Annotated in this window: 12 protein-coding genes; 7 read left to right on the plus strand and 5 right to left on the minus strand. The window is 62.4% G+C overall.

Annotated elements, in window-relative coordinates; translation table 11 throughout:
- Nucleotides 1-16: 16 nt before the first annotated feature.
- The 6 genes from HCF10_RS20195 (at nucleotide 17) to HCF10_RS20220 (ending at nucleotide 6,301) form a co-directional block, all read left to right on the plus strand.
- Entirely contained in the window at nucleotides 17-535 is a 519-nt protein-coding gene (locus HCF10_RS20195) for an RNA polymerase sigma factor (protein WP_131699091.1), read from the plus strand.
- Entirely contained in the window at nucleotides 532-1,500 is a 969-nt protein-coding gene (locus HCF10_RS20200; RefSeq protein WP_131699090.1) for a FecR domain-containing protein, read from the plus strand. Before HCF10_RS20195 ends, HCF10_RS20200 begins: the two co-directional genes overlap by 4 nt.
- A gap of 204 nt (nucleotides 1,501-1,704) precedes the next feature.
- Entirely contained in the window at nucleotides 1,705-4,137 is a 2,433-nt protein-coding gene (locus HCF10_RS20205; RefSeq protein ID WP_167656258.1) for a TonB-dependent siderophore receptor, read from the plus strand.
- A 62-nt stretch (nucleotides 4,138-4,199) separates the two neighbouring features.
- Nucleotides 4,200-5,303: a PepSY-associated TM helix domain-containing protein gene (locus tag HCF10_RS20210; protein ID WP_167656259.1), complete on the plus strand. Its 1,104-nt coding sequence runs from the start codon at nucleotides 4,200-4,202 to the stop codon at nucleotides 5,301-5,303.
- Nucleotides 5,300-5,482 carry a hypothetical protein gene (locus HCF10_RS20215; RefSeq protein WP_131699087.1) on the plus strand — a complete coding sequence of 61 codons (183 nt, stop codon included), beginning with the start codon at nucleotides 5,300-5,302 and terminating at the stop codon, nucleotides 5,480-5,482. The genes HCF10_RS20210 and HCF10_RS20215 overlap by 4 nt, the downstream gene beginning before the upstream one ends.
- Before the next feature lie 189 nt (nucleotides 5,483-5,671).
- Nucleotides 5,672-6,301, plus strand: coding sequence for a glutathione S-transferase (locus HCF10_RS20220; RefSeq protein ID WP_167656260.1), 630 nt, complete (start codon nucleotides 5,672-5,674; stop codon nucleotides 6,299-6,301).
- A gap of 186 nt (nucleotides 6,302-6,487) precedes the next feature.
- Here HCF10_RS20220 and creD read toward each other — a convergent pair whose 3' ends face one another.
- From creD to rloA2, 4 genes are read right to left on the minus strand one after another with little or no spacing between them, the layout of a single operon-like run.
- Complete coding sequence (creD, locus tag HCF10_RS20225) at nucleotides 6,488-7,861, minus strand: cell envelope integrity protein CreD (RefSeq protein ID WP_131699085.1); 1,374 nt, start codon at nucleotides 7,859-7,861, stop codon at nucleotides 6,488-6,490.
- A 51-nt stretch (nucleotides 7,862-7,912) separates the two neighbouring features.
- Entirely contained in the window at nucleotides 7,913-9,352 is a 1,440-nt protein-coding gene (gene creC, locus HCF10_RS20230; protein ID WP_167656261.1) for a two-component system sensor histidine kinase CreC, read from the minus strand.
- Nucleotides 9,352-10,020 (minus strand): two-component system response regulator CreB, encoded by a 669-nt coding sequence (gene creB, locus HCF10_RS20235; RefSeq protein ID WP_131699083.1) that lies wholly within the window; start codon nucleotides 10,018-10,020, stop codon nucleotides 9,352-9,354. The genes creC and creB overlap by 1 nt, the downstream gene beginning before the upstream one ends.
- Nucleotides 10,021-10,029: 9 nt before the next feature.
- Complete coding sequence (gene rloA2 / locus HCF10_RS20240; RefSeq protein WP_167656262.1) at nucleotides 10,030-10,530, minus strand: retropepsin-like aspartic peptidase RloA2; 501 nt, start codon at nucleotides 10,528-10,530, stop codon at nucleotides 10,030-10,032.
- A 173-nt stretch (nucleotides 10,531-10,703) separates the two neighbouring features.
- On the opposite strand from rloA2, the gene HCF10_RS20245 reads away from it, so the two are divergent.
- Complete coding sequence (locus tag HCF10_RS20245) at nucleotides 10,704-11,591, plus strand: acyltransferase (protein WP_167656263.1); 888 nt, start codon at nucleotides 10,704-10,706, stop codon at nucleotides 11,589-11,591.
- Here HCF10_RS20245 and HCF10_RS20250 read toward each other — a convergent pair.
- Complete coding sequence (locus HCF10_RS20250; RefSeq protein WP_131699081.1) at nucleotides 11,588-12,160, minus strand: DUF2780 domain-containing protein; 573 nt, start codon at nucleotides 12,158-12,160, stop codon at nucleotides 11,588-11,590. The two genes, HCF10_RS20245 and HCF10_RS20250, sit on opposite strands and share 4 nt — an antisense overlap.
- Nucleotides 12,161-12,177 lie beyond the last annotated feature (17 nt).

Raw genomic sequence — 12,177 nt, forward strand, 5'->3', positions numbered from 1 at the left:
TTTATTCGGTGATGCCTTGTCGTCGGCCCAGAACCCACACAGTGAGCTTGTTGGCGCGTTGTATCGCGACCATCGTGGCTGGCTGCTGGCCTGGCTGCGGCGCAATGTGGCCTGCCCGAGCCGTGCCGAAGACCTGAGCCAGGACACCTTCATGCGCCTGCTCGGCCGTGACGAGTTGCGCGAGCCCCGCGAGCCACGGGCGTTTCTGGTGGCCATCGCCAAGGGCTTGCTGTTCGACTACTTCCGCCGCGCGGCCCTCGAACAGGCCTACCTCACCGAATTGATGCTGATCCCGGAAAGCGAACACCCTTCGCCCGAAGAGCAGCAACTGATCCTCGAAGACCTCAAGGCCATCGACCGCCTGCTTGGCAAACTGTCGAGCAAGGCCCGCGCCGCCTTCCTCTATAACCGCCTCGACGGCCTCGGCCATGCCGAAATCGCCCAGCGCCTGGGCGTGTCGGTGCCGCGTGTGCGCCAGTACCTGGCCCAGGGCATTCGCCAGTGCTACATCGCCCTGTATGGCGAGCCGCTGTGACCTTTGTCAGCGCCAAGCCGGTGTCGGCCCGCGTGCTGGATGCGGCGATTGCCTGGCAGTTGTCCCTCGATTCGGGTGATGGCAGCGCGGTGGAGCGAGAAGAGTTCAGCAAATGGCTGGCCAGTGATGAAGAACACGCCCGTGCCTGGCGCCAACTGGGCATGCTCGACCAGCGTTTCAGCGTGGCCTCGGGCCCGGCGCGTGCGGCGTTGTTGCAGTCGCGCGAAGGCATTCGCCAGCGCGTGCGCAAGCTCGGCAGCGGCCTGGCGAGTATTGCGCTGGTGTGCGGCCTGGCGTTGTTTGCCGGCGAACGCTACGTGCCGATCCACTATTGGCTGGCCGACCAACGCACCGCCACCGGCGAGCAGCGCACGCTGAAACTGGCGGACGGCACGTTGATCAACCTCAACACCCACAGTGCCATCGACGTGCGCTTCGATGAGAAGCGCCGGCTGATCGTATTGCAGGAAGGCGAAATCCTCGTCGAGACCGGCCACAACGATGCGCGCCCGTTTTATGTGCAAACCCGCGACGGCAGCCTGCGCGCGCTGGGCACGCGGTTTATCGTCAAGCGCGAAGACGACGCCACGCGCCTGAGCGTGCTGCAATCGGCGGTGGGCGCCCAGCCCGAAGCGCTGCAGCAGGAACAGGTATTCAAGGAAGGCCAGCAAGTGCTGATGCGCAGCGACGGCCTCGGCCCTGCGCTGGCCGTCACCCCCGCCACCGATGCCTGGACGCGCGGCATGCTGGTGGTCGACAACGCCCGCCTGGGCGATGTGGTGCAGGAACTCAGCCGCTACCGCACCGGCCATCTCGGGGTGGATAAAGACGTGGCCGACCTGCGCATCACCGGCAGCTTCCCGCTGCACGACACCACCCTGGCGCTCAACGCGCTGCTGCCGACCCTGCCGGTGCAGATCGAACAGCACACACCGTGGTGGGTGACGGTCACGGGTAAGCCTTAGGTTCTGTGGGAGCTGAGCTATCGCTATCGGGAGCAAGCCCCCTCCCACATTTGAAGGTATTCGCAAATCAACCTGTGGGAGGGGGCTTGCCCCCGATGAGGCCCTCAAACCCACCACAAAAAATATTTTGATCCTGCCCTATCACTTTTCAATTCTCGTTCGGCACATAGGCAATTGCGAATTACTTCCATTCAGGAGCCGCCCATGTCCCGCACGCTAGACACCTTGTTGCGCCCCAGCCTGTTAGCCGTGGCCATTGCCCTCAGCGCCCCACTGGCCAGCACTGCGCTGATTGCCGCCGAACAAGCCTCCAGCGTGCACGCCTACAACCTGCCGGCCGCCCCGCTGGCGAGCACCCTGAACCAGATCGCCAGCCAGGCCGGCCTCGCACTGACCCTCAACCCAGCGTTGGCCTCGGGCAAGACCTCGGCCCCGGTCCAGGGCCAGTTCGATGCACCAGGTGCACTGCGTGAAGCCTTGCGTGGCACCGGGTTGCAACTGGAGCAAAGCAGCGCAGGGACGTACACGCTGGTGGCGGTTCCGGAGGGTGTGATGGCGCTGCCGGTGACCAACATTACGGGGCAGGAGGGTAACCAGGAAAGTGCCTGGGGCCCGGTACAAGGCTACCTGGCCACACGCACCGCCGCCGGCACCAAGACCGACACCGCCCTGGTGGAGGCACCGCGTTCGATCTCCGTGGCCACCCGCGAGCAAATGCAGGATCGTAACGTCCAGAACCTGGATGACGCGGTCAAATACATGCCCGGCATCGTGTCCGCCAGCTATGGCAGCGACACCCGCTACGACTGGATGCGCGTGCGCGGCTTCGAGCCCACCCAGTTCCTCGATGGTCTGCCACTGCCGCGGGGCGTGTACGCCAACCCCAAAGCGGAAACCTGGAACCTCGACCGCCTCGCCCTGCTGCGTGGCCCGGCTTCGTCGGTGTACGGCCAGACCCCGCCGGGCGGCCTGCTGGACATGGTCAGCCGACGTCCCAGCGCAGAGTCGAGCAACGCTATCCAGGTGCAATACGGCAGTGACAACTACCGCCAGATCAACTTCGCCAGCACCGGCAAAATCGATGATGAAGGCCAATTCCTCTATGGCCTCAGCGGTGTGGTACGCGATGCCGGCACCCAGGTCGATCACATCGACAACAAGCGCTACAACATTGCGCCGAGCCTGACCTGGAACATCGATACCGACACCAAGCTGACCCTGCTCTCGCAGTTCACCCGCGACGATACCGGTACCACCAGCCAGTTCATGCCGATCCAGGGCACCAAGATCAAATCGCCGCTGGGCGAGGTCTCCCACCACAAGAACCTGGGCGACCCGGATTACGAGTTCTACGACCGCACCTACTACGCGCTGGGCTATGCCTTCGAGCATCGTTTCAACGACACCTGGCAGTTCAAGCAAAACCTGCGTTACACCAAGTCGGATTTGTCGTTCCAGCAACTGACCGTGGGTTCCTACGCGTTCTCCCCCGCGGATGCGGCAGGCAATATCAGCCGCTCGACCACCAACGTCGACGAGGACATCGGTCAGTTCGCGGTGGACAACAACTTCCAGGCAGACTTTGCCACTGGCGATGTCATCCACACCCTGCTGCTCGGCCTGGACCACCAGCGCACCGATACCTCCTATCGAGCGATATTCGGGACTGCGTCGGGCATCAATATTTTCAACCCGATCAACACCCAGCCGACGCTGCGCCCGACCGATGTCCGGCCTTTTTACGACTACAACCAGAAAACCGTGCAGACCGGTCTCTACGTGCAAGACCAGATGGCCCTGGATAAGTGGCGCCTGACCTTGGGCGGGCGTGAAGATTGGGTGCATCAGGGCACCACCTACTTCAACGACAGCGATGCGACCAACACTGACCGCATCAAACACTTCAGTGGCAACGCAGCGCTGAGCTATGTGTTCGATTCGGGCTTCGTACCCTACTTGTCCTATGCCGAGTCGTTCCAACCAGCGAGCAACGCCGATACAAACGCGCTCAAGACGTTTAAACCCACGGAAGGCAAGCAGTGGGAAATGGGGGTCAAGTATCAGCCGCCCGGCTCCAATACGTTGCTGAGTGCAGCTGTCTATGACCTGACCCAGAAGAATGTGCAGGTGACCACCCTCGGCGCTGGGGGCCAGCAGATCAACAGCCAGACCGGCGAAGTGAAGGTCAAGGGCCTGGAGCTGGAAGCCGTGTCCGACGTGACCGAGAACCTCAAGGTCATCGCCGCCTACACCTTGGCAAAATCCGAAGTGCAGAAAGGCATCTACAAAGGCAACCGTCTGACATTGATGCCCAACCAGCAAGCCTCGCTGTGGACCGACTACACCTGGCACACCGGCATGCTCGACGGTTTCGGCATCGGCTTTGGCGCCCGCTACACCGGCAACACCTACGGCGACCAGGCCAATACCTGGCTGGGCAAGGCCAATGCCTATACCGTGTTTGACGGTGCGGTGCATTACGACCTGGGCCGACTGGACAACAGTCTGAAGGGTGCGTCGGTAAAACTGAACGCCACCAACCTGTTCAACAAGGACTACCTGTCTACCTGTGACGGCAACTACTGCTACTTCGGCGACCAGCGCAGCGTCGTCGCCAGCGCCACCTACCAGTGGTAATCGGCAGAGTTAACCACCGGGCCGCCCTTGTGGGCGGCTTTGGCGTGTCCGAAGGCTAGAAAATGAAAAGCAAAACCATCCGCCGCTGGTCCTTCATCCACACCTGGACCAGCCTGATCTGCACGGTGTTCCTGCTGCTGCTCGCCCTCACCGGCCTGCCGCTGGTGTTTCACCACGAGATCGATCACCTGCTGGGCAACGAGCCCGAACTGGCGCAGATGCCCGCCGATACGCCACAGCTCGACCTCGAGCAACTGGTGACCAAAGCCCAGGCCCATCGCCCGGGCGAGGCCATGCAATACCTGGCGTGGGACGAAGACGACAAGAACGGCGTGATCGCGATCATGGCCGCCACGGCCGGCACCGAACCCAACTCATCCCACACCTTCATGATCGACGCGCGCACCGGTGATGCGGTCGAGATGCCGTCGGCCAATGGCGGACTCACCCTGTTCCTGCTGCGCCTGCATGTGGATATGTTCGCCGGCCTGCCGGGCAAGTTGCTGCTGGCGTTCATGGGTATTCTGTTTGTGCTGGCGATTGTCTCGGGCACGGTGCTGTACCTGCCGTTCATGCGCCGCTTGAAGTTCGCCACCGTGCGCCAGGACAAGTCCACGCGCCTGCGCTGGCTCGACCTGCACAACCTGATCGGCGTGGTCACCCTGACGTGGGCACTGGTGGTGGGCGTGACCGGCGTGATCAGCGCCTGTGCCGACTTGATCATCGCCGCCTGGCGCACCGACAGCCTCAGCGCGATGATCGAACCCTATAAAAACGCCCCGCCCCTGACCCAACGCGCACCCGCGAGCGAGCTGCTGAGCATCGCCGCCAAGGCCGCGCCCGGCATGCAGCCGGACTTTATCGCCTTCCCCGGCACACGCTTTTCCAGCGAGCACCATTACGCGGTGTTCATGAAGGGCAGTACACACCTGACCTCGCACCTGCTCACGCCGGTCCTGATCGACGCCAGCACCCTGGCCGTCACCGCCATCGCCGAACGACCGTGGTACATGGACGCCATGGGCATGTCGCAGCCTCTGCACTTTGGTGACTACGGCGGCATGCCGATGAAGATCCTCTGGGCGGCGCTGGATGTGCTGACCATCATCGTGCTGGTGAGTGGGATTTACCTGTGGATCGTGCGGCGCAAGGCGGGCAAGGCATGAAGCCAAGGCAGTCGAGTTTCTGGAAGGTATTTGGTATTCCGCTGGGGATTGGCCTGCTCAGCGCCACCGGGTTGTTTGCGGCGTTGCTGGGGGATGGGCTGTGGGATTCGTTGAGTTGGTTGGGGTTGGGCCTGCCGGCTGCCATTGGCATTTGGGCGTTGTTCAAGCGGCGTGGCTAAGGGTGCTATCGGGGGCAAGTCGAATCGTCGCACCGCCCCTCCCACATGTGTTACGCGGTCGTCATGACAACTCGGTCAACTGTGGGAGGGGGCTTGCTCCCGATGAGGCCCTCAAGAACACCCGCATTCCCCCTCGCCAGCCACAGCGCAACCCTCTAGGCTAGCCACAGTCAATTTTGAGGTTTGCCCATGTCCACTCCCAGCATGACCTTGTTCCACAACCCCGCGTCACCGTTCGTGCGTAAAGTCCGCGTGTTGCTGGCCGAGACCGGCCAGCAGGACCGCGTCGCCCTGCATGGCTGCATGCCGACACCGGTCAACCCCGATGCGCATCTGGTGCAAGACAACCCCGTGGGCAAGATCCCGGCCCTGCGCCTGGCCGACGGCACCGTGCTGCACGACAGCCGGGTGATCCTCGATTACTTCGACCACCAGCACGTCGGCAACCCGCTGATCCCCCGCGATGGCTCGGCCCGCTGGCGGCGCCTGACACTGGCCTCGATGGCCGACGGCATCATGGATGCCGCCGTGCTGGTGCGTTACGAGACCGCCCTGCGCCCGGCGGAAAAACACTGGGCACCGTGGCTCGACGAACAGCGCAACAAGATCCGTCGCGCCCTCGCCGAGCTGGAACAGGACGCCATCGCCGAGCTGACCAGCCACTTCGACATCGCTTCGATCAGCGTGGCCTGCGCCCTGGGCTACCTCGACTTCCGCCATCCGGATATGCAATGGCGCTCGGATAACCCCAAGCTGGCCGCCTGGTATGCCGAGGTCAGCCAGCGACCTTCGATGCTGGAGACCCAGCCGCCCGTGTGACGTTCACACCGACCCAATGTGAGAGCGGGCTTGCCCGCGATCGCGGTATGTCATTCAGCACATCTGTTTCTGAACCACCGCTATCGCGGGCAAGCCCACTCCCACATTGGACGGTGGTGGTATTGAGGAATGTAACGATCCTTGCGGCTAAATGCGCCCCCACTTGCTGATCCTCCCGCAACCCGATCATTGCACCGCCTCCAGATCGAACTGCAGCGGCTCGGCCACCTTGCGCTTGCCCACGCCATACCAATCCAGCTTACGTGTCAGCACCATCACCGTACCCAGCAGCCCGAACAGCAGCAGCGAGCCCATCAGCAGCGCGTAGTCCTCGGCACTCAACAGCCCGTACAGCAAGCCATACAACGCCGCCAACCCAGCCGAAAACCCCAGGCCATGGGCAACGCTGCGCAGCACGTGGCATACGTAGAACCCGATCAACAGCACACAGGCACTCGCCGAAATCAGGTAGGCCAAGGCAAAGCCCAGGTGCTCGGACAACGACAACAACAGCAGGTAGAAGAACGCCAAGGCAACGCCCACCAATGCGTACTGGATGGGGTGCACCGCCAGGCTCTTGAGCACTTCGAAGAGGAAGAAACCGGCAAAGGTCAGGGCGATAAACAGCAGCGCGTATTTGATCGCGCGGTCGCTCTTGAGGTACTGGTCCACCGGGTCGATGAAGTTCACGCCGAAGCTGCGGTTGTTGAAGTCGTCACAGCCTTGCTGGTCCAAACAGGATTGCAGCGCCTGCTCGAGGTTGGTGGAAAAGAACGAGGTCTGCCAGTTGGCCGTGAAGCCGCTGTCAGTCACTTCGCGCCGGGCCGGCAGGAAGTTGCCGATAAAGCTGGGGTGCGGCCAGTTGGAGGCCAGGGACACCTGACTGGTCTTGCCCACCGGTACCACTTGCAGCTGCTCGGTGCCTTGCAGGCGCAGATCGAAGGCGAAGTCCACTACGGCCGGTTTTCTGCTGTCCTGCTCTGGCAATGCCACATGCACGCCCTCCCCCAGCCAGTCCACCTGGGAGCCTGGTTCGAACTCCAGGCGCTGGCTGCCCAGCTCCAGCTTCAGCGCATTTTCGATGCCGCGAATATCGCTGATCCCCACCGCCAGAAACGCCGGTTCAAAGCGGTAATCGGCAAAGTCTTCGGTGATGCCCAACTGCGCCGGCAGCTCGAAACGCCCACTGATACGGTTGTCGGCATGGAAGAGCCGCGCCTGGTAAATACCCCGTGCGCGCAGTTCGGTCTGCACCTTGCCGTCGAGCTCAAAACGGTCCGGCAGGAAATACAGACGACCCCGCTCTTCACGGGTGACCTCGTAGCGCTTGTTGAGCTTTTCATTGAGCTTCCACTCGCGCACGGTCTTGCGATACGGCACCACCATCACCGGACCGGTGAGGCGCTGGGCGTAGCTGGAACTGCGCGCGATGTCCATCAGGACGCCGTCGCGCAGTTGCTGGCGGTCACTGATGATGCCGTTGATCATCAGCAACGGAATCAGCAACAGCAGGATCAGCAGCGCAATCGCGCCAAGTTTGAAAAGCAGGCTGCGGTTCATGGGTCTCTCCCTGTTTTGATGGGGAGAGTCTGGGCAGCCTGTGTGGGGGATTTATGTGGGCAATGTGGAGACTGTGTGGAGATGCAGCACCACGTGCACGCCGCCAGGCACATTGCCGATCTGCAGGGTGCCGCCGTGCAGCTTCATGACTTCCTCGACAAAATTGAGGCCCAGGCCGGTACTTTTGCGCCCGCTGCCGGGGCGCGGCAAGGAGTAGAAGCGCTCGCTGAGGCGCGGCAGGGCGTAGTCGGGGATCGGGGCAGCCTGATTGAACAGGCTCACCTGCACGTCGTTGTGCAGCGTCTGTGCGCTGAATCTCAACACGCCACCGGGCGGTGTGAAGTCCAGCGCGTTGTCCAGCAAGTTGCCCAGGGCCTGGCGCAACAGGAAGGGTTCGCCGACTACCTTCACTTCAGCGGCAATTGTCTGTTCGACGTGCAGCCCGGCGCCTTCGATTCGCGCACATTGGGCGTTGAGTACAGCGTCGACCAAGGCCGCCAGCGGGATACTCGTCTGCTCTTCCAAACCCTGGCGTTGTTCCACCTGCGCCAGGTTCAGCAGGCGCTCGATCAACTGTTGCAGGCGCGCGCTTTCGCTGTCGATATTGCCGACGAAGCGCTGCTGCTGTTCGCGGCTCATCTCGCCCTGCAACAGCTCGGCCGCGCCGCGAATCGCTGCCAGCGGGCTTTTCAATTCATGGGTCAGGGTGTGGACGTAATGTTCGACGTAGGCCTTGCCCTCCAGTTGCGTACGCATGTGCTCGACAGCGGTGGACAGCTGCTTCAGCTCGCCGCCGCGATAATGCGGTAGCTCGGCCCTTCGGCCTTCACTGACGGCTTCGGCGTAAGCGGTCAGGCGACGCAGTGCAACGCTCAACCACCACGACAACAGCGCGCCGAGCAACAGGCCGAGGATGACCAGGCCCGCGCCGTACCACAGCAGGCGGCGTTCAGTGCGGTCGACATACGGCTGCAGCGAGCTGTTCGGTTTAGCCACGGTGACCACGCCGATGATCTGCCCGTTATCGCGGATCGGCGCGCCCACGTGCATCACCGATGAGGTGGGGTCATCCGCTGCACTGCGAGTGGAACGCGCGCCGTACTCGCCGCGCAGGGTCAGGTACACGTCGTTCCACTTCGAATAGTCCTGGCCCACCGCTTCGCCCATGGAGTCGAGCAACACGGTGCCGTTGGCGTCGGTGACGTAGATACGATGGTTGACCTGGTTTTTCGGCAGGCCCCAGATGGTCGCGCCCGGCTGGCGATTGCCGTAGGCCTTGAGCAGCTCCGGCCAGTGACTCTGCCCGAGGGTGCCGTTCTTCACGTCTTCGCGCAGGATCTCGGCCAGCAGGTTGGCGGTGTCCACCAGGGTTTCTTCGGTGGATTGGCGCACGCCGGGGCGGATTTCCTTCATCACCGTGCTGAGCACGAAATAACCGGTGAGGCCGATAAACAGCGCATACACCAGGAAAATCCGCAGCCCCAGGCGCATCAGCCGTTGCTCGGGCTGTAGCTGTAGCCGAGGCCGCGATGGGTCTGGATCGGCTCAGCATCGGCGGCCACGCTGCGTAACTTGCTGCGCAGGCTCTTGATGTGGCTGTCGATATTGCGCTCGTAACCGGCGTCGGCCGCCACGCCCACCGCGTCCAGCAACTGCTCGCGGCTGAACACCCGCTCGGGTTGCTCCAGCAGGCTTTGCAGCAGGCGAAATTCATGCCGGGTCAGGCTCAGGGGTTGGCTGCGATAGCTGATTTGCATGCGCTCCAGGTCAACCTGGAACAGCGCCGGCGCCACACCGGGGCCGACGCGTTTGAGGATCGCCCGCACTCGCGCCGCCACTTCCCGCGGGCTGAACGGCTTGACCACGTAATCGTCGGCGCCGATCTCCAGCCCCACCACGCGGTCGATCTCGCCATCCCGCGCGCTGAGGAACATCACCGGCACTTCACTGAAACGGCGCAATTGCTTGCAGGTTTCAAAACCGCTGATGTCCGGCAGGCCGATGTCGAGGATGATCAGGTCGGCGGGGGTCTGGCGCTGATGGGCCAACGCCTCCTGGCCGAGGCTCAGCCAGGTGGTGGTAAAGCCCTCGCCCTGCAGGGCGAATATCAGCGTGTCGGCTATTGCCGCTTCGTCTTCGACAATCAGGATGTGGGGCATAGGTTCAAATCAGCAGTCCGGTTTGTCGGCAGTGTAGCGACGGGCCGGGTTTACTGCTGCGCCAAATTCACGCAAGGCCTTGGCGCCGATCAGCAACGGGTAATTGAAGCTGCTGCGGTCGGTCAGGTTGACCTCGACGGTACGCTTGACGTTGCCCAGGCACATTTCCAGGTCGATCACCGGGCGCTTGGCCACGGTGGCTTCGTCCTTGTCATCGTCTTCATCGGCGCGGCTCTTGATCTTGCTGATGCGCGACACCTTGTGCTCGTAGACCTTGTTGGTGGCGTCCTTGCCGCCGAGGCGGAAGCGCACCCAGTCGTCACCGTCACGGGTGAAGGTTTCGATGTCACGGGCCGACAGCGAAGCCGTCAGCGCGCCGGTGTCCATCTTGGCCTGGAAGGTTTCGCCGATCTCCGGCAACTGGATGTATTCATAGCGACCGTAAAGGGTCGGCTCGGCAGCCATGACAGGCAGGGCAGCCAGGGCGAGGGAGGCAAGAAGCAGTTTCACGAAGTGATTTCCTCGGAAAGAAGTAGGCGGATTCTAGACCGCAAAGACAGCACTTAGTTAGTCACGCCCACCATAACCGGCACATTGTGAAACATTCGTACGGCCATTTGCGATTTGGCCTCTAGACTCAGCTTGCTTATGATGGCCCGCCCACAAGATTCCAAGAGTTACTTATGCGCCGCCTGCTCACCGGCTGTTTTGTCTCACTGCTGCTGTTGCTCAACACCCTGGTCTTGATCGGACCGCTGATGGTATTTGCCCTGCTCAAACTGGTGGCGCCCGGGCGCTATCGGGACTACGCCTCATGGGCGGTGATGTGGATCGCCGAGACCTGGGCCGAGATCGACAAGCTGATTTTTTCCTTGTGCATCCCCACCCAATGGGACATTCGCGGCGGTGATGAGCTGCGCGGCGATACCAGCTACCTGGTGATCAGCAACCACCAATCCTGGGTGGATATCCCGGCGCTGATCCAGGCCCTCAACCGCCGCACACCGTTCTTCAAATTCTTCCTGAAAAAAGAGCTGATCTGGGTGCCCTTCCTGGGGCTGGCCTGGTGGGCGTTGGATTACCCGTTCATGAAGCGCTACACCAAGGCGTTCCTGGCCAGGCACCCGGAGCTGGCGGGGCAGGATTTGAAGATCACCAAGGAGGCCTGCGAGCTGTTCAAGCGCCAGCCAGTGACCGTGGTCAATTACCTCGAAGGCACGCGGTTCGGCGAGGCCAAGCGCAAGCAGCAGGCTTCGCCATTCACTCACCTGCTCAAGCCCAAGGCGGGCGGCGTGGCGTTTGTGCTGGCGGCGCTGGGGGAACAGCTGGACGCCGTGCTCGACGTGACCGTGGTCTATCCGCAGCAAAAGATTCCGGGATTCTGGGATTTGATCAGCGGCGCAGTGCCCAAGGTGATCATCGACATCCAGACCCGTGAGCTGGACCCGGCGTTGTGGCAAGGTGATTACGAAAACGATCCGGCGTTTCGCCAGACCGTTCAGAGCTGGGTCAACCAGCTCTGGACGCAGAAAGACGCACGCATCGAACAACTGCGCGCGGAGCGTATTTAGCTCCCGGTGCCCCAGGCCTGGGCCAGTTTACCCAGCAGCGAGCTATTGGCGCCCTGCCCGCCCAGGTATTGCAGGATCACCGGGGCAAACTGGCCGACCATGCCACTGTCCATACCCAAGGCGCTGAACGCGGTGTTCAGGTCGTTGGTGTTCTTCACGTTACCCAGCAAGCCGTCCAGGCCGCTGGTCTTGCTACCGCCGGTCTGGCCGAGCATCCCGCTCAAGGCCCCGAGGCTGCCCAATGCATTGTTGCCCGACAGTTGGTCGAGGCCCGGCACGCTGTTACCCAGTTGCGAATAGTCGTTGCCGCTCAATTTGTTCTTGGCCAGGCCCAGCATCGCGCCGGTACCGCCTACGGCTTGTTCGGGGGTGATGTTCAGTTGCGAGGTCAGGGCGCTGAGCAGGCCGGCCGTCTCGGACGACGGTGCTGCAGCTGCGGCCTTGTTATTGCCCCCTTGCATGCCGGAGATGGCATTGGCCGCGTCGCCAAGGCTGAATCCCGCGGCAAACACCGGGGTGGCGGCCAGGCTCATCAGGCAGGAAAGGGCGAAACCGCGTGAAATCTTCATTGAAACAACCTCTGGAT

It is taken from the genome of Pseudomonas sp. B14(2022) (assembly GCF_012030485.1).
Taxonomy (GTDB): Bacteria; Pseudomonadota; Gammaproteobacteria; order Pseudomonadales; family Pseudomonadaceae; genus Aquipseudomonas.